The following is a 21838-nucleotide window of genomic DNA, read 5'->3' on the forward strand; positions in this document are numbered from 1 at the left end:
CGGTCAGCGTGAACACTCCGTGCCCGTCTGCCGCGCCTGTCACCCCGCGTCGACGTGCCCGTGTTCCACGGCCTGTGGTGTCTCCGCACTTTCCGGCTCGCATCGGACGTGCACCCGCATGTCGGGAGCGTCGGCCAGTGTGTTGCTCACCGTGCAGTGCGAGACCACCGCACGCAGCGCGGCCAGCCGCTCGGCGGGCAGCGACGGGGCGTGGACGGTCATCGACAGGGAGGCGACCCGTGCGCGGCGGTCGTCGGCCATCCGGAAGTCCGCCCGGACGGTCAGGCCGTCCCGGCTGAGGCCATGCCGGTCCAGGTACCGGCCCGCGTAGTGCGCGGTGCAGGAGGCCACGGACGCGATGAAGAGTTCCACGGGCGTGGGCGCCGTGTCCCTGCCACCGTCGGTCCGTGGCTGGTCGACGGTCAGGACGTGTCCCCGCACCCGCACTTCGAAGGCGTCGCCGGCGACAGGCGTCACGTCGACGCGTCCGGCCGGCCCGTCAGGGGCGGGCTCCACGGCGGCGGCCTGGAAGAGCAGCAGACCGGCCAGGCGCCGCGCCTCCTCGGCCGTCAGCGACAGCCACGGGGCCCGGCTGTCGTGCGGGGCACGGGCGGTGTCCAGGACGACGCGTCCCATGGGAGCCGGCAGATCCTGGGGCGCGAGCCGTGTGACGTTGATGGTGCGTCCGCAGCGGCTGGTCATCTCCATGACGTCTCCCGGCCGGGTGCCTTGCCCTCGAGCCTCAAGCGTGCTCGACGCGGCTGCTCCACCCACCCGAGCCGGGCCGGCGGGCCGGGCCGGCCCCGGTCGTCCGCCTCGGCACCTCAATTGGACCGCGGTCGCGGTCCGCCGTCATGGGCCGGGGGACCCGCGCGCCGTGTGCCGATGGTCCCGGTGCGGCCGTGCCCGTTCGGCAGGGGCGTCAAGGTGCCGCTCACCCGCCGACACCGTGCGTCACCGCGGGGTCCGGCCGCTCTCCGCCGTGTCCGGGGACTGCGCCAGCGGCGCCTGCCACACCAGGCGCGTCCCTTTGCCACCCGGGCTTTCCAGCTCCAGGTCGCCGCCGAGCTTCTGCGCTCGCTCGGCCATGTTGGTCAGACCGCTGCGGCGGCCCCCGTCCGGAATGCCGACGCCGTTGTCCGTGACCGTCAGACGGACCTGCTTGCCGTCCGTCTCCAGCACGACGTCGGTGCGGTCGGCACAGGCGTGCCGGGCGACGTTGGTCAGGGATTCGGTGAGGACGGCCATGACGTGGTCGGCGGTCTGGGTGGGCACGTGCGTGTCGAGGAGGCCCTCCATGCGGACGCTGGGAGCGAAGCCGAGGAGCGGGGCGGCCTCGCCGATCGCGCGCACGGCGCGGGAGCGCAGGCCGGGCGCCGCGTCGTCGTCGCGGGAGCGGAGGCCGAAGATCGTCGACCTGATGATCTTGATGGTCTCGTCGAGGTCGTCCACCGCCCGCAGGATCCGCTCGGAGGCCATGGAGTCCTGGACCCGGCGACCGGCGCTCTGCAGGGTCATGCCGGTGGCGAAAAGCCGTTGGATGGCCAGGTCGTGCAGGTCGCGGGCGATCCGGTCGCGGTCCTCCAGCAGGGCTATCTGTTCGGCGTCCGCGCGTCGTACCGCCAGCTCCATCGCGACGGCGGCCTGGGCGGCGAAGACCTGGAGCGGCTCGGTCTCCTTCTCGGAGAACTCCCGGCCGCCGGACTGCCGGACCAGCAGCACCACACCGCGGGCCTCGTCGCCCGTGCCGATCGGCACGGCGACGGCCGGTCCGAGCCCTTCGAAGCGTGGCGAACCGGCTGAGACCCGGGGGTCGCAGGAGACGTCCGGGCTGCTGACCGGTGCCTGCTGAACGAACGCCTGCCCGATGAGCGTGCCCTCCGTGGGCAGTACGATCCCGCGCCATACGTCGGCCTGCCGGCCGACGGCGAGCTCGACGGCGAGGTTGTCGGTTCCGCTCACCGGCATGGCCACCACGCTCAGGGCGGAAGCGGTGATCTCCCTGGCGCGTTCGGCGATCAGCGGCAGCACCCCGCCCTGGTCCGCGCCGGACATCAGGGTGTGGGTGATCTCGGCGTTCACCTGGAGCCAGCGTTCGCGCAGCCGGGACTCCTCGTAGAGACGGGCGTTGTCGATCGCGACGCCGGCCGCCACGGCCAGCGTCGCCAGCACCGACTCGTCGTCCTCGTCGAACTGCTGCCCGCCGCGCTTCTCCGTCAGATACAGGTTGCCGAAGATGTGGTCGCGCACCCGGATCGGTACGCCGAGGAAGGTGTTCATCGGCGGGTGGTGGGCCGGGAACCCGTAGGAGGCAGGGTGGTCGGCGAGCTTGGCCAGGCGCAGCGGCTCGGGGTGGCGGATCAGCTCGCCCAGGATGCCGTGGCCCTCCGGATAGGGGCCGATGCGCGCGATCTGCTCCGCGTCGACGCCCACGGTGTGGAAGGCGGACAGCCGCTTGCCGTCCGGACCGATCACCCCGAGCGCCGCGTACTCCGCGTCGACCAGGGCCGCCGCTGCCTCGACGATGCTGCGCAGCGCCTGCTCCAGGTCGAGCTCGCGGCCGACCGACAGCACGGCCTCCAGAAGGCTGTGGACCCGGTCCCGGGTGCCGCGCGCCGCGTCCAGCCGGGCCTGCAGTTCCCCCAGCAGCTCGTCCAGCCGCAGCTGGGGCAGCCGCACCCGTGCCTCGTGGGCCTCATCGGCGTTCTCCACCGCTGCTCCTCCAACGCCTCACCGCATGTCGGCAGCCTCACCGTGCACCTGCCACGGTAGCGGCTCGAACAGGGAGACGATAAGAGATCAGCGCAGCCGCGAGGCCGACTGGCCGAAACCGTCAGCTCCGGGGCAGTCGGGCCGCGATGTACGAGGTGAGGTCGAGCAGGCGGTTCGTGTAGCCCCACTCGTTGTCGTACCAGCCGAAGACCTTGACCAGGTCGCCGTGGGTCTGGGTGAGGGGGGCGTCCAGGACGCAGGAGGCGGGGTCGCCGACCACGTCGCGGGAGACGATCGGGGCGTCGGACACCCTCAGGACGTCCTTCAGCGGTCCCTCGGCGGCCTCGCGGTAGGCGGCGTTGATCTCCTCGGCGCTCGCTTCCCGGCCGAGGACCACGGTCAGGTCGGTCAGCGAGCCGTCCTCGACCGGTACGCGCACGGCGCTGCCGTCCAGCGTGCCCGCCAGCTCGGGCAGGACCAGGCCGACGGCGCGGGCGGCGCCGGTGGTGGTGGGGATGATGTTGACCGCCGCCGAGCGGCCCCGGCGCAGGTCCTTGTGGGGTCCGTCCAGGACCACCTGGTCGTTGGTGTAGCCGTGGATCGTGGTCATCAGTCCCTTGACGACGCCGAAGTGGTCGTCGAGGACCTTGACCATGGGGGCCACGCAGTTGGTGGTGCACGAGGCGTTGGAGATCACGTGGTGGTTCTCCGGGTCGTACGTGCCCTCGTTGACGCCCATGACGATCGTGGCGTCGACGTCCTTGCCGGGCACGGACAGGAGTACCTTGCGCGCGCCGGCCGCCAGGTGCAGTCCGGCCTGGTCGCGGGTGCGGAAGCGGCCGGTGGACTCGATCACCACGTCCACGCCGAGGCCGCCCCAGTCCAGCGCGGCCGGGTCACGCTCGGCGGTCACCGCGATGCGGTGTCCGTCCACGGTCAGCGAGGTCTCGTCGTGCTCGACGGGGCGGTTCAGCCGGCCGTACGTCGAGTCGTACGTCAGCAGGTGCGCCAGCGCCGCCGGGGAGGTGACGTCGTTGACCGCCACCACCTCCAGCGACGCTGCCGCGGCGCCGGTGCGTTCCAGGACGCAACGCAGGTAGTTCCGGCCGATCCGGCCGAAGCCGTTGATACCCACTCGCACGGTCATGTCTTCCATCCTCCCCTTGGTGCGGCGATGCCCGGCGGTGTTCCGGGATCGCTCTCAGCCTGCCGCCCGGGAGTCCGTGCGGGTATGGGCCGGGCGGGCGTGGATTGTGGGGACCTTCGGCCCCCCGACGGAGGACGGGGTGCGGGGCCGGCCGGCGGGTGCGTCCCGCTACTGCCCTTCGGTGCGCATCCGGTCGCGTGCCTGGGTGGCGATGACGGCGGCCTGGATACGGCGTTCCACGCCGAGCTTGGCGAGCAGGCGGGAGATGTGGTTCTTGACCGTCTTCTCGGCCAGGTAGAGCCGCTGGCCGATCTGCCGGTTGGTGAGTCCTTCGCCGATCAGTTCGAGGATCTCGCGTTCCCGGTCGGTGAGACCCGGCAGCATCTCCGGCTCCTCGGCCGGCTGCTGCCCGCCGCCCCGCAGCCGTGCCATCAGCTTGGTCGTGGCGCTGGCGTCCAGCAGCGACTGGCCGCGGGCCACCGTGCGCACGGCCGAGACCAGGTCCGAGCCCTGGATCTGCTTGAGGACGTATCCGGCCGCCCCCGCCATGATCGAGTCCAGCAGCGCCTCCTCGTCGTCGAAGGAGGTCAGCATCAGGCAGGCCAGGTCCGGCATCTGCGACCGCAGCTCTCGGCAGACGGTCACGCCGTCGCCGTCGGGCAGGCGCACGTCGAGGACGGCTACGTCGGGGCGCAGGGCGGGGACCCGGACCAGCGCCTGTTCCACCGTCGCGGCTTCTCCGACCACGGTGATGTCCGGTTCGTCGTCCAGCAGGTCGTGCACCCCGCGTCGTACCACTTCGTGGTCGTCCAGAAGGAAGACCCTGATCGGGCTTCCCGTGCTGTCGCCCTGCTCGCTGTGCGCCATCGAATGCTCCTCGCAATGCCTCGGTCTGTGTCGAAATCCTTTCTTCCCAGGATGGCCGAGGTCCAGGGCCGGTCGGCCCCGATTTCGCCTGCGTCAGTGGGCCATGAGGCCGCGCTCGCGGAACTGGCCCCGTACCCGGTCCACCAGCGCCAGATCGGGGACCGGGGCGTCACGCAGGGGAAAGGGGATGCCCAGGGCGTCGTACTTGGCGGCGCCGAGCTTGTGGAACGGCAGGATGTCGACCCGCTCCACGCAGGCGAGGCCGGAGAGGAATTCGGCGAGTCCGTCGACGGCGTCCTCGTCGTCGGTCCAGCCGGGCACCAGGACGTACCTGATCCACACGCGCTTGCCCAGCCCGTCGAGGCGAGTGGCGAAGTTCAGGGTGGGGGCGAGGGCGCCGCCGGTCAGCTTCCGGTACGTCGGGACGTCGAACGACTTGATGTCCAGCAGCACCAGGTCGGTGTCGGCCAGGAGCGTGTTCGTGGCGCGGGCGCCGAGGAAGCCGGAGGTGTCGAGGGCGGTGTGCAGGCCGGCCTCCTTGCAGCGGCGCAGGACCGCCGCGGTGAAGGCCGGCTGGAGCAGGGGTTCGCCGCCGGTGAGGGTCACTCCCCCGCCGGCCGTGACGAGGAAGTCCCGGTACTTGTCGATCTCCGCCATCACCTCGTCGACGGTGGCCTCCCGGCCGTCGCGCATGTGCCAGGTGTCGGGGTTGGCGCAGTAGAGGCAGCGCAGGGGGCAGCCGCTGGTGAAGAGGACGAACCGGGTACCGGGACCGTCCACGCCGGTGGACAGGTCCCAGGAGTGGATCCGTCCGGTGACCGATCCCGGTGCCACGGTCGGAAGCACCGTGCTCACAGCGATCCGTGGAAGGTGCGGCTGATCACGTCGAGCTGCTGCTCGCGAGACAGGCGGACGAAGTTCACGGCGTAGCCGGAGACCCTGATCGTCAGCTCGGGGTACTTCTCAGGGTGTTCCATCGCGTCCTCCAGCACGGCGCGGTCGAGCACATTGACGTTCATGTGGAAGCCGCCCGCGGACATGTAGGCGTCGAGGATGCCGACCAGGTGACCGGCCCGCTCCTCGGGGACGTGGCCCAGCCCTTCCGGGGTGATCGTGGTGGTCAGGGAGATGCCGTCGCGGGCCGCCTCGTAGGGCAGCTTGGCCACCGAGAGGGCGGAGGCGGCCACGCCGTGCCGGTCGCGGCCGTTCATCGGGTTGGCGCCGGGAGCGAAGGGCTGTCCGGCGCGGCGGCCGTCGGGGGTGTTGCCGGTGTGCTTGCCGTACACGACGTTGGAGGTGATGGTCAGCACCGACTGCGTGTGTTCGGCGTCGCGGTAGGTGGGGTGCTCGCGCACCTTCGCCATGAACGACTCCACCAGCTCGACGGCGAGGGCGTCAGCCCGATCGTCGTTGTTGCCGTACGCCGGGAAGTCGCCCTCGGTGTGGAAGTCCACAGCCAGTCCGGTCGCGTCGCGGATGACCTTCACGCGGGCGTGCTTGACGGCGGAGAGGCTGTCCACGGCGACGGACAGGCCGGCGATGCCGCACGCCAGGAACCGGTGCACCGGGTGGTCGTGCAGGGCCATCTCGATGCGCTCGTAGGCGTACTTGTCGTGCATGTAGTGGATGACGTTGAGTGCGTCGACGTAGGTCTGGGCCAGCCAGTCCAGTACACGGTCGTAGGCGACCGACAGTTGGTCGTAGTCCAGGTACTCGCCGGACAGCGGCGGCATCTCCGGGGTGATCTGGTCGCCGGTCATCTCGTCCCGGCCGCCGTTGACGGCGTACAGGAGCGCCTTGGCGAGGTTGACGCGGGCGCCGAAGAACTGCATCTGCTTGCCCACCGCCATCGCGGAGACGCAGCAGGCGATGGCCGTGTCGTCGCCGGTGCGCGGGCGCATCAGGTCGTCGGACTCGTACTGGACGGCGCTGGTGTCGATGGACACCTGGGCGCAGAACTCCTTGAAGCCGGCCGGCAGCCGGGGCGACCACAGGACGGTCAGGTTCGGTTCCGGGGCGGGGCCGAGGTTGTAGAGGGTCTGCAGGAAGCGGAAGGAGGTGCGGGTGACCAGCGGGCGGCCGTCGACGCCGATGCCGCCGATGGACTCCGTCACCCAGGTCGGGTCGCCGGAGAACAGGGCGTCGTACTCGGGGGTGCGCAGGAAGCGCACGATGCGCAGCTTGATGACGAAGTCGTCGATCAGCTCCTGGGCCCGCCGCTCGTCGAGGAGCCCCTCGTCGAGGTCGCGCTGGAGGTAGACGTCCAGGAAGGTGGAGGTACGGCCCAGCGACATGGCCGCGCCGTTCTGCTCCTTCACCGCCGCGAGGAACCCGAGGTAGAGCCACTGGACGGCCTCGTGCGCGGTAGCCGCGGGCCGGGTGACGTCACAGCCGTAGGACGCGGCCATCTCGGCCAGCTCGCCCAGCGCCCGGATCTGCTCGGCCAGTTCCTCGCGGTCGCGGACGACGTCGGCGGTGGACGGCCGGGCGTCCAGCAGGGTCCGCTCGGCGCGCTTGGCCTCGGTGAGCCGGTCAGTGCCGTACAGGGCGACGCGGCGGTAGTCCCCGATGATCCGGCCGCGGCCGTAGGAGTCGGGCAGACCGGTGATGATGCCGACCTTGCGGGCGGCGCGCATGGCGGGGGTGTAGGCGTCGAAGACGCCCGCGTTGTGGGTCTTGCGGTAGGAGTCGAACACCTTCGTGACGAACGGATCGGGCTCGTAGCCGTACGCCTTCAGCCCGTTCTCCACCATGCGCAGGCCGCCGCCCGGCATGATCGCCCGCTTCAGCGGGGCGTCCGTCTGCAGGCCGACGATCAGCTCGCGGTCGCGGTCGATGTAGCCGGGGGCGTGCGAGGTGATGGTCGAGGGGGTGGCGGCGTCCACGTCGAGGATCCCCCTGCGCCGCTCCTCCGGAAACAGCGCGCTGACCTTCTCCCAGACCGCGCGGGTGCGGTCCGTGGGGCCGGCCAGGAAGGAGGCGTCGCCCTCGTAGGGCGTGTAGTTGGCCTGGATGAAGTCGCGCACGTCGATGCGCTCACGCCACCGGCTCCCGGCGAACTGCCGCCAGGCGTCGGCGGTCCGGGGGCCGGCTGTCACCGTCGCGGTCATCACAGGTCCTCTCGTCGTACGGTCTTGTCACTGTCGATGCTCGTCGTACGGGTGCGCGGCGAGGAGTGCCGGACAGGTCACCGGGTGGTTCCGTACGGCCCCGACCGGCCGGGACCTTCGGCCCCGACCGGCAGCCGTGGTCTCAGTCGTGCGGAACCACGGCGACGGGACATCCGACGTGGTGCAGGACGGCGTGCGTGACCGGCCCCGTGGAGACACCGACCTGGTGATCGACCCCGCGGCGGCCCACCACCAGGAGGCCCGCGTCCTGAGCGGCCCGCACCAGAACCACCGCGGCGCGCCCCTCGGTGACCGTCTCGGTCACGGGGACGGTCGGGTACTTCACCCGCCAGGGACGCAGCACCGCCGCCACGGTGCGCTCCTGGTCCGCCAGCGCCTGAGCCTGCGGCCAAGGAACGGGAGCCGGGCCCTCCGGGGCCGCGGACTCCAGAGGCACGGACGGAACGGAAGCGGGCCGGAAGGCGGTCCGAAAGGCGTGGACCACTGACAGGCCGGTGCCACGCCGGAGGGCGGCCTCGAAGGCGAACTCGATCAGTTCGTCGCAAGGACGATCCGTCTGCAGCCCCAGAACCACGTGACGGTAGGGCGTCTGTGGTATCTCCTCCGGGGCGACGCCGTCGGCAACCGGCAGGTGCTCGTCGGCGGCGGACCGTCCCGCGCGGACCAGGACGACCGGGTGGGGGGACCGGCCGACGACTCTCTGGGACACGGAGCCCGTGAGGAAGCCGCCCACAGGTCCGAGGCCACGGGAGCCGAGGACCAGCAGGTCGGCGTCGGCCGCGGCCTTCAGCAGGCCGGCCACCATGGCGTCGCACACGAGTCGGCCGGTGATCCGTAGCCCTGGATGGGCGGCCCGGACACTGCTCACAGCCTCGCCCAGGAGATGCTCCGCCCAGTCGCCCTCGGTGCTGTCCATGGGAACGTACGGCGCGGGGCGGGGATGGCGGTGCCAGACGTGGACCACGCCGAGCCCCGTTCCTCGCCGCTGAGCCTCCCGGGCCGCCCAGTGCGCGGCGGCGAGTCCCTCCGTCGATCCGTCGATCCCCACCACGATGTCGTGCGGCATGACGGGTCCCCTCCCTGTTCGTCGAATTCCGATGACCTCGAGCCTCGGCCCGGCCGCGCCGGTGGTCCACGGGCCGTACAGCCCCGCCAGGGCGCCGATGGTCCCTCCGGAACGGCAAGGGCTCATCGGGGGCCGACCGGTCCCTCACACGGGACGGCCGGCACCTCGCGCCGGGCCCGCCCCCGTCCGACGCTGGAATCATCACGCCCCAACGCTTGAGGAGCGCAGCGTCATGGTCCGTTACGTGTACGACTTCACTGAGGGCGGCCGTGACATGGCCGGTCTCCTCGGCGGCAAGGGATCGAACCTGGCGGAGATGACCCGGCTCGGGCTCCCCGTACCGCCGGGATTCACCCTCACCACCGAGGCATGCCGCGCCTTCCTGGAGACGGGCAGCGAACCCGCGAGCCTGTGGGAGGAGGTCTCCGCACACCTGTCCGCCCTCGAAGCCTCCGCCGGCCGTTCGCTGGGGCAACCGGACGACCCGCTGCTGCTGTCCGTCCGCTCCGGCGCGAAGTTCTCCATGCCCGGCATGATGGAGACGATCCTCGACATCGGCCTCAACGACGACTCCGTTCTGGGGCTCGCCAAGGTCTCGGGCAGCGAACGCTTCGCCTGGGACTCCTACCGCCGCCTCGTCCAGATGTTCGGCAGCACGGTCATGGGCGTCGACTCCTCCCGCTTCAGTCGGTCCCTCGTCCTCCTCAAGGACCTGCGCGGCGTCCAGGACGACGTGCACCTGACGGCATCCGACCTGGCCGAGCTGGTCGAGACGTACAAGAACCTGATCCACCTGGAGACAGGTGACCACTTCCCCCAGTCCCCCGCCGAGCAGCTGCGCCGGGCGGTCCTGGCCGTATTCGAGTCCTGGAACGGCGAACGCGCCCGCCTGTACCGGCGCCGCGAGCACATCGCCGACGATTTGGGTACCGCCGTCACCGTCCAGCGCATGGTCTTCGGCAACCTCGGGGCCGACTCCGGCAGCGGCGTCGCCTTCACCCGCGACCCGGCCACCGGCCACTCCGGCCTGTACGGCGACTACCTGCCCGACGCGCAGGGCGAGGACGTCGTCGCCGGCATCCGCAACACGGTGCCGCTGGCCGAGCTGAAGCGCCTGGACGCCAGATCCTACGACGGGCTGCGCACGCACATGCGCACCCTGGAACGCCACTACCGGGATCTGTGCGACATCGAGTTCACCATCGAACGCGGCACCCTGTGGATGCTCCAGACCCGGGTCGGCAAGCGCACCGCCGAGGCCGCCTTCGTCCTCGCGGCCGAGCTGGCCGACGAAGGGCTCATCACCCCGGACGAGGCGCTGGCCCGGGTGAGCGGCGAGGGCCTGGCCCGGCTGATGTTCCCCCGCTTCGACGCCTCGGCGACCGGTACCGCACTCGCCCACGGCGTCCCGGCCTCTCCCGGCGCGGCGGTCGGGACCGTGGTCTTCGGCTCCGCCCAGGCGGTGCGCCGCGCCGCGGCCGGCGAGAAGGTGGTATTGGTCCGCCAGGAGACCACCCCGGACGACCTGCCCGGCATGATCGCCGCTCAGGCGGTCCTCACCAGCCGGGGTGGCAAGACCAGCCACGCGGCCGTCGTCGCCCGCGGCATGGGCAAGGTCTGCGTGTGCGGCGCCGAGGGCCTCACCGTGGACACCGAGGCCCGGCTCTTCACCGCCGCGGACGGCACCGTGGTCGAGGAGGGCACCCTCGTCTCGGTGGACGGCTCCGCCGGAGCGGTGTACGCCGGTTCGGTACCGCTGATGGACTCGGCGGTGATCCGGTATCTGGAGGACGGCCGGGGCGGCGGTGGCTCGCAGGGCGTGGACGTGGTCGACGCGGTGGCCCGGGCGCTGGCCCGCGCCGACACCGTGCGGCGGCTGGAGGTACGGGCCAACGCCGACACCCCGGAGGACGCCGCCCGGGCCCGCCGGTTCGGAGCGCAGGGCATCGGCCTGTGCCGCACCGAGCACATGTTCCTCGGTGAACGCCGCAAGCTGGTCGAGCAGATGATCCTGGCCGGCACGGACGCCGAGCGCGACCGGGCCCTGGCGGACCTCCTGCCCCTTCAGCGGCGGGACTTCGTCGGCATCCTGGAGGCCATGGACGGTCTGCCGGTCACCATCCGGCTGCTGGACCCGCCACTGCACGAGTTCCTGCCCGACCACACTGAACTGGCGGTGCGGATCGCCACCGCACAGGCCCGTGGCGAGGAGCCGGACGCGCACGACGTCGAACTGCTCGGCGCGGTGAACCGCATGCACGAGGAGAACCCGATGCTCGGGCTGCGCGGCGTACGCCTGGGCCTGGTCGTGCCCGGCCTGGTCACCATGCAGGTCCGGGCGATCGGTGAGGCCGTGACCGAGCGCCTGTTGGCCGGTGGCGCACCCCAGGCGGAGATCATGGTCCCGCTCGTCGGTGACGTCCGTGAACTACGCCTCGTGCGCGCGGAGGTCCAGCGGGTGCTGGCCGAGATCTCACGGGCGGCCGGAGTCGTACTCGACTGCCCGGTCGGCACCATGATCGAGTTGCCCAGGGCCGCCCTGACGGCGGGCCGGATCGCCGAGGAAGCCGAGTTCTTCTCCTTCGGCACCAATGACCTGACCCAGACGACCTGGGGCTTCTCCCGCGACGACGTCGAGGCGGAGTTCTTCACCGCCTACCTGGACAAGGGCGTCTTCTCCACCTCCCCCTTCGAGGCGCTCGACCGCGAGGGGGTCGGCCGGCTGGTGGGCATCGCGGTCGCCGAGGGCCGCGCCACTCGCCCGGACCTCAAGATCGGGGTGTGCGGTGAGCACGGCGGCGACCCCGACTCGGTGCACTTCTTCCACACCGCCGGGCTGGACTACGTCTCCTGCTCGCCGTTCCGGGTGCCGGTGGCGCGGCTGGAGGCGGGGCGGGCGGCGCTGGAGGAGACCGAGAGGAGCGACAGCAGGTGAACCGCGGGGTGGGGCCGCTCGGCCCTCATGCCAGGGACCGGCCGCTCCTCCCCCGGGGCCGGTCGCCCCTGGGACGGGAGCGACCGGCGCAGCAGGCTTGAGGCGACGCAGAACGATCACAGGGAGTGGAACACATGACCGCCAAGGACATCGGTGCCCGTGAGACCGCCGCCGCCGTGCTGGTCCGCGCCGACGGCGAGGTGGACGAGGAATCTCTCGCCTACCTCCACGAGAAGGTCGCCGCCGCTCTGGACCGGCCCGGCCTGCCGCCCGTGAACGGTGAGGTGCGCGTACGGCGGGCATCGGCCCACCACGTGGAACTGCCCTGGTCCGGCCGCACCGACATCCGGGTCGGCAGCGACCTCGTCGTCGTCCACGCACGTGAGGCGAGCGCCCGCGAACTCGCCGACCGGCTCCACGACCGGCTGCGCTCCGCCACCGAGCGCGTCACCCACCGAAGCGACACCACCCGCCGGACGGCCGCCCCGCCCCCGTGGCGCGGCGGCCCGCAGAAGTAGGCGCCACACGGCGCCCGCCCGACCCGGCGGGGAGCCGGAGCCGACCCGGGCTCCGGCCCTTCCCCGCCCGCGCCCGCGAAGGAGATCCGCCGTGACCGCTCACATCGTCGGCGAGGTAATGACCAGGGACGTCGTGCACGCCCGCCGGACGACACCGTTCAAGGAGGTCGTCCGGTTGCTCGACCACCACCGGATCAGCGGACTGCCGGTGGTCGACGCCGACGACAAGGTCCTCGGCGTCCTGTCCGGCAGCGACCTCGTACGCACCCAGGCGCACCGGGACGGCCCCGCTCCGCCGCCCGGCGTGACGGCGGGCGACGTGATGTCGACTCCCGCCATCACCGTGCACCCCGAGCAGACCGTGCCGGACGCCGCACGGCTCATGGAGCGCCGCGGCGTCGAGCGACTGCCCGTGGTCGACGAGGCCGACCGCCTCATCGGCATCGCCACCCGCCGTGACCTGCTACGGGTCTTCCTGCGCGCGGACGACGACATCCGCCGCCAGGTGAGCGAGGAGATCGTCGGGACCGCGATGGGGCTGCCGTCCGACGCGGTCTGCGTCGCTGTCCGCGACGGCGTCGTCACCCTCGACGGCCGGGTGGAAGCGCGTAGCCAGGTGCCGGAACTCGTGCACGCCGTCTGGCGGCTCGACGGCGTGGTCGGCGTGGTGAACGGCCTGGACTTCCGCATCGACGACCGCGAGTCACCCACCCCGTCCCACCTGACCGGGAGCCCGTGACCTCAGCGGCCGCCGCTGCCGTGCGGCGGCTCGGCCGGGCCAGGGCCGACGGTCCCTGCCGAGCCGGGCCGGACGGACGCGAGAGGGGCCCTTCGGCGCCTGCCACGGCACCGGGACCCGTCGGAGAGTGGAGCCAGGGAGGGGCGCCGGTCCCCCGCGGTGTCCCTCCCGTCCCGAGCCGCCGCATGAGCACGGCGGTCCCTGACAACGGAGGCACACCACCATGACCCGACAGGACGTGCGGACCAAGGACCGCGTCGGGATCGACGCCCCGTCCGACACCGCGGTCGCCGTGGACCGTCTGGTCACGGCCGGCCTCAAGGCTCTCGCCGACTACGAGGCCCTCTCCCAGGAACAGGTCGACCACATCGTCAAGAAGGCGTCGGTCGCCGCCCTGGACCAGCACACCGCCCTGGCCCGCCTGGCGGTCGAGGAGACGGGGCGCGGGGTCTTCGAGGACAAGGCCGCCAAGAACATGTTCGCGTGCGAGCACGTCACGCACAGCATGGGCCACACGAAGACCGTCGGGGTCATCGGCCGGGACGACATCGAGGACATGGTGGAGATCGCCGAACCGGTGGGCGTGGTGGCCGCGGTCACCCCCGTCACCAACCCGACCTCGACCACCGTCTTCAAGGCGCTGATGGCCTTGAAGACCCGCAACCCGGTGATCTTCGCGTTCCACCCGTCCGCCCAGCGGTGCAGCTCCGAAGCGGCCCGCGTCGTGCGGGACGCGGCCGTCGCCGCCGGAGCACCGGAACACTGCGTGCAGTGGATCGAGGCCCCGTCCGTCGAGGCCACCCGCACGCTCATGCATCATCCGGGCGTCTCGCTGATCCTCGCCACCGGTGGCAACGCCATGGTCAAGGCCGCCTACTCGGCCGGCAAGCCGGCCCTCGGGGTCGGTGCCGGCAACGTCCCGGCCTACGTCCACCGCAGCGCCAAGCTGCGCCGGGCAGTCAACGACCTGGTGCTGTCCAAGTCGTTCGACAACGGCATGATCTGCGCCTCCGAGCAGGCCGTCATCCTGGACACGGAGATCTACGACGCCGCGATCACCGAGTTCCGCTCCCTGCACGCCCATCTGGCCACCCCGGAGGAGAAGGCGAAGCTGGAGTCCTTCCTCTTTCCCGCCACCGGCGGTTCGGGCGCCGGCTGCGAACCCAAGGTCAACGCGGCCGCCGTCGGGCAGAGCCCGACGTGGATCGCCGAGCGGGCCGGATTCTCGGTGCCGACGGAGACCTCGGTCATCCTGGTCGAGGCCGAACGGGTCGGCCCGGACGAGCCGCTGACCCGTGAGAAGCTCTGCCCGGTTCTCGCCGTACTGCGCGCCGAGGACGAGCGCCGCGGGTTCGACCTCGCCGCCGACATGGTCGCCTTCCACGGCCAGGGCCACAGCGCCGTCATCCACACCGAGCAGCCTGCCGTGGCCGAGGCGTACGGCATGCGGATGAAGACCGTACGGATCATCGTCAACTCGCCGTCCTCGCAGGGCGCGATCGGCGGCATCTACAACGGTCTGCTGCCCTCGCTCACGCTGGGATGCGGTTCCTGGGGCAGCACCTCGGTGTCCAACAACGTCTCCGCCGCCCAGCTCCTCAACGTCAAGCGGGTCTCCACCCGCCGCAACAACCTCCAGTGGTTCAAGGTCCCGCCAAAGATCTACTTCGAACCGCAGGCCATCCGCTACCTGACCTCCATGCCGGACGTCCACCGCGTCACCGTCGTCACCGACGCCACTATGACCCGCCTCGGATTCGTCGACCGGATCAGCCGCGTCCTGCAACGGCGTCGGGAACCGGTCACCCTCCAGATCATCGACAACGTGCAGCCCGAACCCAGCATCGACTCCGTCCAGCACGGCGCCGACCTCATGCGGGACTTCCGCCCCGACACGATCATCGCGCTCGGCGGTGGCTCCCCCATGGACGCCGCCAAGGTCATGTGGCTGCTGTACGAGCAGCCCGGCATCGACTTCGCGGACATGCGGCAGAAGTTCTCCGACATCCGCAAGCGCGCCTTCCGCTTCCCCACCCTCGGCAAGCAGGCCCGCCTGGTCTGCGTGCCCACCACCTCCGGCACCGGCGCCGAGGTCACCCCGTTCGCCGTCATCTCCGACCCCGCGACCGGCAAGAAGTACCCGCTCGCCGACTACGCCCTCACCCCCAGCGTCGCGATCATCGACCCCCTCCTCACGACCGCGCTGCCCCCGGCGCTCGCCGCCGACAGCGGCTTCGACGCTCTCACCCACGCCATCGAGGCGTACGTGTCCGTCTACGCCAACGACTTCACCGACGGCCTCGCCCTGCACGCCGTCCGCCTGATCTTCGGAAACATCGAGGCGGCGGTGAACAACCGTGCCAACGCCGCGGAGGCCCGGGAGAAGATGCACAACGCCGGCACCATCGCGGGCATGGCCTTCGGCAACGCCTTCCTTGGCATCGTCCATGCCATGTCGCACACCCTCGGCGCCACGTTCCACATCGCGCACGGGCGCACCAACGCGGTCCTGCTGCCGCACGTCATCCGATACAACGGCACCGTCCCGACGAAGCTGACCGGCTGGCCCAAGTACGAGAACTACCGTGCCCCCGAACGCTTCCAGGACATCGCCCGCACCCTCGGGCTGCCCGCGGCCACTCCGGCCGAGGGCGTGGAGTCACTCGCCGCGGCCGTCGAGCGGCTCCGCGACGCCGTCGGCATAGAGCCGACGTTCCAGGCCCTCGGCGTCGACGAGCGCGCCTTCCTCGACGCCCTGCCCCAGCAGGCCCTCAACGCCTACGAGGACCAGTGCGCGCCGGCCAACCCGCGCATGCCGATGCTCGACGACATGCAGGAACTCATGCGCACGGCGTACCACGGCTGAACAGGCCGTGCCGGAGGCCGCCGCGCGGGAGCCTGACAGCTTCCGCGCGGCGGCTTCGCCGTGCCCGGCGGGGCTGACGCCCCGAGGGGTCGCACGGGCCCCTGCGCATGGGCCATCGGACCCTACTGCCCGGCGAGCACCTGGTCTTGGCTGTCCCTATGACGCACGAGCACGCCCGCACCGGCCCGATCCGCTCCGAGTACACCGTCGGCCACACGACCGTCCTGGAACTGCGTGGAGACCTCGACATCGCCGTGACACCGATCGTCACGGCCCGGCTGGACGCCCTCACCGCATGCCCACACCCCGATCTGGTCGTGGACCTCCGTCCTGTGCCCTTCCTGGCCTGCGCCGCGCTGGGAGTGCTGTGCAGGGCACGCGCGCGGATCCGTGAGCGGCACGGCAGGCTGCGTCTCGTCTCCGGCAGCGACCGCTTACGCGACATCATGCGCCGCACCGGACTGGCGGGCGCCTTCGATGTCTACAGATCGCTGACGGACGCCCTGAGTTTCCAGCCCCGCGAGTACCGACCCGCCGTGCCAGCCTTCGCCGACCGCCCAAGTGGGGGCTTCAGCCGGTCTCGCTGACGGGCGGGCAGTTCTCCGCGGGCGCCACCCACTCGCCCCGGGGAGCGGACGCAGCAGGGCCCGGACAGCGGATCCGACGTCCGCGGTCCGGGCCCTTCGGGGTTCCTGTCAGCCGTCCCACGTCCAGTCGGCCACCTCGGGAAGGTCGACACCGTGCTCGCGGATGTACGCGTGGTGGCGCAGCCGGGCGTCCTCCATCCCCTGGCGCACGGCCGCCGCGCGCACCGCGAGGCCGGGGACACGGTCGATGACGTCCATGACCAGCCGGTAGCGGTCCAGGTCGTTGCGGACCACCATGTCGAACGGTGTGGTGGTCGTGCCCATTTCCTTGTAGCCGCGCACGTGCAGGTGCTGGTGGCCTGTGCGGCGGTAGGCCAGTCGGTGAATCAGCCACGGGTAGCCGTGGTAGGCGAAGACGACCGGCTTGTCGGGGGTGAACAGGCCGTTGTACTCGAAGTCGCTCATTCCGTGGGGATGTTCCTCGCTCGGCAGCAGTCGGGCGATGTCGACGACGTTCACGACCCGGACGGCCAGCTCCGGCAGGTGGTGCCTCAGCAGCTGTGCGGCGGCCAGTACCTCCTGGGTGGGGACGTCGCCCGCGCAGGCGAGGACCGCGTCGGGTTCCCGGGTGCCGTCCTCGGTGCCGGCCCAGTCCCAGATGCCGGCGCCGCGCGCGCAGTGCACCCGGGCTTCCTCCATGGTCAGCCAGTCGAAGCAGGGCTGCTTGCCGGCGACGATCACGTTGACGTAGTCGCGGCTGCGCAGGGCGTGGTCGGCGACGGAGAGCAGGGTGTTGGCGTCCGGCGGCAGGTAGACCCGTACGGCTTCGGGGCTCTTGTTGAGGATGTGGTCGACGAAGCCGGGGTCCTGGTGGGAGAAGCCGTTGTGGTCCTGGCGCCACACGTGCGAGGTGAGCAGGTAGTTGAGGGAGGCGATGGGGGCACGCCACGGCAGCCGGCGGGTCACGCGCAGCCACTTGATGTGCTGGTTGACCATGGAGTCGACGATGTGGACGAACGCTTCGTAACAGGAGAACAGCCCGTGCCGGCCGGTGAGGAGGTATCCCTCCAGCCAGCCCTGGCAGGTATGTTCGGAGAGAATCTCCATCACCCGGCCGTGGCGGTCCAGGTGCTCGTCCACCTCAAGGGTACGGGCCTGCCATGCCTTGCCGCTGGCGGCGTAGACGGCCTGGAGGCGGTTGGAAGCGGTCTCGTCGGGGCCGACGACGCGGAAGTCACGTCGGCCGGCGGTCTCTCGCATGACGTACTCCAGCAGGTCGCCGAGGACGCGAGTGGGTTCGTGCAGGTTCGCGCCCGGCTTGTCCACCGGGACGGCGAACCTCTCCAGAGGCGGCAGCGGGAGTTCGCGCACCAGCAGGCCGCCGTTGGCGTGCGGGGTCGATCCCAACCTGCGTGCGTCGTCGGGGACGCACGTCAGGACGTCCGGGCGAGGTGCCCCGTGCTCGTCGAACAGCTCTTGCGGCCGGTAGGAGAGCAGCCATTCCTCGAGCTGCCGCAGGTGGTCGGGATTGTCCCGGACGGCCGACAGGGGGACCTGGTGAGCTCGCCAGGTCCCTTCCACGGGAAGGCCGTCGACCTCGGCGGGGCCGGTCCAGCCCTTGGGGGTGCGCAGGACGATCAAAGGCCAGCGGGGCCGCTCCATCTCCCCCTCCTCGCGGGCGGCGCGCTGAACAGCGGCGATACGGTCCGCGGCGGTGTCCATGGTCTGGGCCATCGCGCGGTGGACGGCGGCCGGCTCGTCTCCGGTGACGTGGATGGGCTCGTGTCCGTATCCCTTGAGGAGTTCGTCGAGTTCGGACTCCGGAAGCCGGGACAGCACGGTGGGATTGGCGATCTTGTAGCCGTTGAGGTGCAGGATCGGCAAGACGGCGCCGTCCCGCACGGGGTCCAGGAACTTGTTGGAGTGCCAGGAGGCGGCCAGCGGCCCCGTCTCCGCCTCACCGTCACCGATGACACAGGTGACCAGCAGGCCGGGGTTGTCGAAGGCGGCGCCGTAGGCGTGAGAGAGGGCGTAGCCGAGTTCCCCGCCCTCGTGGATGGAGCCGGGCGTCTCCGGGGCCACGTGGCTGGGGACGCCTCCGGGGAACGAGAACTGCCGGAACAGCCGGGCCATCCCGGCGGCGTCCCGGGTGATGTCCGGGTAGGTCTCCGTGTACGACCCTTCCAGCCAGGAATTGGCCACCACGGCGGGGCCGCCGTGACCGGGCCCCCAGATGCAGAGGGCTTGCAGGCCCCGGGAGCGGATGAGTCGGTTGAGGTGTGTGTACACGAGGTTGAGGCCGGGTGAAGTGCCCCAGTGACCGAGCAGCCGCGGCTTGACGTGCTCAGCGCGCAGCGGTTCGGTGAGCAGAGGATTGGACATCAGATAGATCTGGCCCACGGAGAGATAGTTCGCTGCACGCCAGTGGGCGTCCAGCCTCCTTAATTCCTCGCCCGAGAGCGGGCTGGACACCTGTTGCGAATGGGCGCGCATCGTGAGTTCCCTTGCGGATCGATGGTCGGCTCGACGGAGAGCCCTGCGAGGTCTTTCGTCTCACCCTGCCCCGTTCACCGGGTACCCGACAGGGCCGACCGGACCCTTCCGTACACACGGCTTGCGGCCGCCCGGTACTCGATCGAGTAGGGGGAAGGCTCACGCGAACGCCCTCTGATGGAGCCGCAGTCCCCGGACAGCCCGGAGGTGTGGCGCGTGTCCGAGGCGCAGGACCACCTGCGGGAGCTGCCCGGCGGTGAGAGCCCCACTCCGCCACCCACATCAACGCCGTCATCACCGACCCCGCGAAGGCCGCCACACGCAGCGCCACCCCCGCCGTCAACGCCGGCCCGATCCCCAGCAGACCCAGCATGAACAGCCAGTCCGCCCACGCCGCCCCGGCCCACGCGTGGAACGTCGACTCCATCGGAGCGACCGCCACATGCCCCAGGGCCACCAGCGATGAAACAGTCCGCCTGCAAGCGGCGTGTCACACGCACCGCGTACAGGCGGGCTGAGGAACGGACAGGGAAAGTCTGCCTCGTTGCGTTCGCAGTCCTGGGCAGTCCTTCTCGGTCAGTCGTGCGAGATCACCGCCACCGGAGCGACGGCATGATGCAGCAGCGCCTGGGTCACCGGACCGATATGAGCGCCTACGGCCGCCCGACGGCTCCGCCTGCCCACCACCACGAGGGCGGCGTCGTAGGAGGCGTCGACCAAGTGGCGCCCGGCACCACCGATCGTGGCCTGCGCGTGAACCTCCACAGCGGGGTACCTGTCCTGCCACGGTCGCAGGAGGTCGGACAGTTCGCTCCGTACCTGCTTGACCATGCCGTCGTTCAGGTCAGGCATGAGCGCACCGCCGTAGTAGTAGGGCGGCAGCGTCCAGCCGTGAATGATCCGTAGGCGTGCGGCGCGCCGTGAAGCCGCCTCGATCGCGTAGTCGATCACCGCGTCATGGGGCTTGTGCAGATCCAGGCCCAAGACGACGTCACGGTGGCCAGAGACGGCGGAGACCTCGCGTGCCGAGGTCTCCGGCGTCGCCTCCTCCTCGCTGTGCTCGGCAGCACGGACGAGGACGACGGGCCGCTCGCACGAGGCCAGGACGGCATGGGAGACGGAACCGAGCAGGTGTCCCGCCACCTTGCTCAGTCCGCGGGAGCCCAGTACCAACAGTTCGGCCTCCTCGGCGGCCTTCAGCAGAGCCGGGACGGGCAGACCGGCGATCTCGTCCGTGTCGATCCGCAGCCCGGGGCGGGTCTCGCCGACGCGGGAGCGCGCCTGGGCCAGCAGGTGCTGTGCCGATGCCCGCTGGAGGTCGCTCGGCGGCACCGGTACGCCGAGTCCGGTCGGAGGTTCGAAGGCGGGAGCTTGCCACTCCCACGCGGTCACGAGCCTCAGAGGAAGGTCCCTGAGCTGTGCCTCGTGCGCGGCCCAGTTCGCGGCAGCCAGGCTCGCCGGCGAACCGTCCAGTCCGACGGTGATGGTGCGGGTCATGGAAATCCTCCTTCAATCTGCTTCGAGTCTGGGTCCCGTCAGGCGGCGACAGCAGAGGCCACTGGCCCCTGGCCAGGAGCCAACCGTCCCGGAATCCGACTCTCCGGTGCGCCGCCTGCTGCTTGTCATCCGATGGGGAGTTCGGTCGTACGAACGTCCCCGATGTTCCGTGGACGATGGCGTAGGCGGCGTCGAGGGCTCCGATCGCGGCCAGGCCACCGGTCCGTTCCACGAACCGGGCAGCGGCCTCGGTCTTGGGCTTCATCAAACTCTCGGGGGAAGGCCCTGTCCCGAAGTTGGGGGGCCACGTCGAACACGGACTGCTGGCGAGGCGTGCCGAAGTCGGCGTACACGCTCGGGACGTCGGTGAGGATGAGCAGGGAAGCGGCGGTGAAGTCCTTGTCGACGACGGCTTCGACTCCGGTCAGCGCCCCGGTGTCGTGATCGGCCGTGACGGGGACGCCTCCACCGCCGGCGCAGACGACCAGCGTTCGCTGTTCGGCATGGCGTGGACGGTGTCCGTCTCCATGACGGCCCTTCGGCGCCGGGGACGGGACGACGCGGCGCCATCCCGTGGTGTCCTTGACGATGTGCCAGCCCCGCTCGCGGGCGAGGACGTGCGCCACCTCCCGCGAATAGACCCGGCCGACGAACTTGGTGGGCCGCTCGAGGGTGATCCGTGCTGGGCACCAAGGTGTCCAGGGAGCGCAGGGAGTCGGCCAGGCACGGATAGACGGCGGAGGCGTCCCGGTCGACCGTGGTCAGGACGGTGCCCAGTGCATGTACGTCCGTGTGGCGGGGAGCCGGACCGCCGTCTTCTCCGCATAGATCTGCGTCAAGCGCTCGATCGCATCGTCCTGCGTGGTGAAGCCGCCCGCTTCGACCTGCTTCCCCCGACCATTGCGGGAACGGATCGTGAACGGGTGCGGGCCCCGCGTCGGCCCGGCACGGCCGCCGTCCTTGCAGAACGACCCCTACAGCGAGCGAGCTGACGAGCCACGTCACGCACCTTCCAGACGGAAGCCAGGCGTCCGGGCCCAGAACCCCGCTGCGGCGGCCCCCGGGTCAGCACGGCAGGACACTCCCGCACCCGATGCTGACCACTTGCTGACCTGAGCGACCGTATAACGCCTCTGACCAGCGCGAATGCCCAGATGCTAGATCTTGGACTTGAACATGGTGCGCAGCATGTCGGACTCCTGGAAGACGGCTCCCTGCCTGCTTTGTGCAGGTCAAGGGCCGTATCAGTCTACAACTAGCGCGCGCCGGACTCGAAGGCT

At 71.0% G+C, this 21838-nt stretch carries 14 protein-coding genes and 1 pseudogene; 5 read left to right on the forward strand and 10 right to left on the reverse strand.

Annotation, left to right across the window (positions count from 1 at the left end; genetic code table 11):
* Positions 1-39 precede the first annotated feature (39 nt).
* The 7 genes from B9W62_RS04450 to B9W62_RS04480 all read right to left on the reverse strand — a co-directional run bounded on the left by B9W62_RS04450 (position 40) and on the right by B9W62_RS04480 (position 8923).
* A complete protein-coding gene (locus tag B9W62_RS04450; protein WP_239109681.1) occupies positions 40-708 on the reverse strand; it encodes an OsmC family protein in 669 nt (222 codons plus the stop codon).
* A gap of 246 nt (positions 709-954) precedes the next feature.
* A complete protein-coding gene (locus B9W62_RS04455; protein ID WP_087805386.1) occupies positions 955-2712 on the reverse strand; it encodes a sensor histidine kinase in 1758 nt (585 codons plus the stop codon).
* Between the two features lie 121 nt (positions 2713-2833).
* Positions 2834-3859 carry a type I glyceraldehyde-3-phosphate dehydrogenase gene (gap, locus tag B9W62_RS04460; protein WP_179235342.1) on the reverse strand — a complete coding sequence of 342 codons (1026 nt, stop codon included), beginning with the start codon at positions 3857-3859 and terminating at the stop codon, positions 2834-2836.
* 168 nt (positions 3860-4027) lie between these two features.
* Entirely contained in the window at positions 4028-4726 is a 699-nt protein-coding gene (locus B9W62_RS04465; protein ID WP_087805390.1) for a response regulator, read from the reverse strand.
* A 93-nt stretch (positions 4727-4819) separates the two neighbouring features.
* On the reverse strand, positions 4820-5560 hold the full coding sequence (gene pflA, locus B9W62_RS04470) for a pyruvate formate-lyase-activating protein (RefSeq protein ID WP_087811738.1): 741 nt from the start codon (positions 5558-5560) through the stop codon (positions 4820-4822).
* A gap of 17 nt (positions 5561-5577) precedes the next feature.
* On the reverse strand, positions 5578-7836 hold the full coding sequence (pflB, locus tag B9W62_RS04475) for a formate C-acetyltransferase (protein WP_087805392.1): 2259 nt from the start codon (positions 7834-7836) through the stop codon (positions 5578-5580).
* A 142-nt stretch (positions 7837-7978) separates the two neighbouring features.
* Entirely contained in the window at positions 7979-8923 is a 945-nt protein-coding gene (locus tag B9W62_RS04480) for a universal stress protein (RefSeq protein ID WP_087805394.1), read from the reverse strand.
* 232 nt (positions 8924-9155) lie between these two features.
* Here B9W62_RS04480 and ppdK point away from each other — a divergent pair, with 232 nt between their 5' ends.
* From ppdK to B9W62_RS04505, 5 genes are all read left to right on the forward strand, one after another.
* Positions 9156-11858, forward strand: coding sequence for a pyruvate, phosphate dikinase (gene ppdK, locus B9W62_RS04485; RefSeq protein WP_087805396.1), 2703 nt, complete (start codon positions 9156-9158; stop codon positions 11856-11858).
* A gap of 134 nt (positions 11859-11992) precedes the next feature.
* The gene (locus B9W62_RS04490; RefSeq protein WP_087805398.1) at positions 11993-12376 is read left to right on the forward strand and encodes a hypothetical protein; all 384 of its coding nucleotides are present in this window, start codon (positions 11993-11995) and stop codon (positions 12374-12376) included.
* A gap of 118 nt (positions 12377-12494) precedes the next feature.
* Positions 12495-13115, forward strand: coding sequence for a CBS domain-containing protein (locus B9W62_RS04495; protein ID WP_087811739.1), 621 nt, complete (start codon positions 12495-12497; stop codon positions 13113-13115).
* A 223-nt stretch (positions 13116-13338) separates the two neighbouring features.
* Positions 13339-15981, forward strand: coding sequence for a bifunctional acetaldehyde-CoA/alcohol dehydrogenase (gene adhE, locus B9W62_RS04500; RefSeq protein ID WP_087805400.1), 2643 nt, complete (start codon positions 13339-13341; stop codon positions 15979-15981).
* A 158-nt stretch (positions 15982-16139) separates the two neighbouring features.
* Positions 16140-16568 carry an STAS domain-containing protein gene (locus tag B9W62_RS04505; RefSeq protein ID WP_087811740.1) on the forward strand — a complete coding sequence of 143 codons (429 nt, stop codon included), beginning with the start codon at positions 16140-16142 and terminating at the stop codon, positions 16566-16568.
* Between the two features lie 108 nt (positions 16569-16676).
* On the opposite strand, the gene B9W62_RS04510 is transcribed toward B9W62_RS04505, so the two are convergent.
* The 3 genes and pseudogenes from B9W62_RS04510 to B9W62_RS04520 all read right to left on the reverse strand — a co-directional run bounded on the left by B9W62_RS04510 (position 16677) and on the right by B9W62_RS04520 (position 20558).
* Positions 16677-19061 (reverse strand): phosphoketolase family protein, encoded by a 2385-nt coding sequence (locus B9W62_RS04510; protein WP_087805402.1) that lies wholly within the window; start codon positions 19059-19061, stop codon positions 16677-16679.
* Positions 19062-19326: 265 nt separating this feature from the next.
* Positions 19327-19512, reverse strand: a pseudogene (locus tag B9W62_RS40565) (hypothetical protein); the annotation flags it as partial.
* Between the two features lie 125 nt (positions 19513-19637).
* Positions 19638-20558 (reverse strand): universal stress protein, encoded by a 921-nt coding sequence (locus tag B9W62_RS04520; protein WP_087805404.1) that lies wholly within the window; start codon positions 20556-20558, stop codon positions 19638-19640.
* Positions 20559-21838: the final 1280 nt, after the last annotated feature.

The organism is Streptomyces sp. CS113 (assembly GCF_002188365.1).
Lineage (GTDB): Bacteria > Actinomycetota > Actinomycetes > Streptomycetales > Streptomycetaceae > Streptomyces > Streptomyces tendae.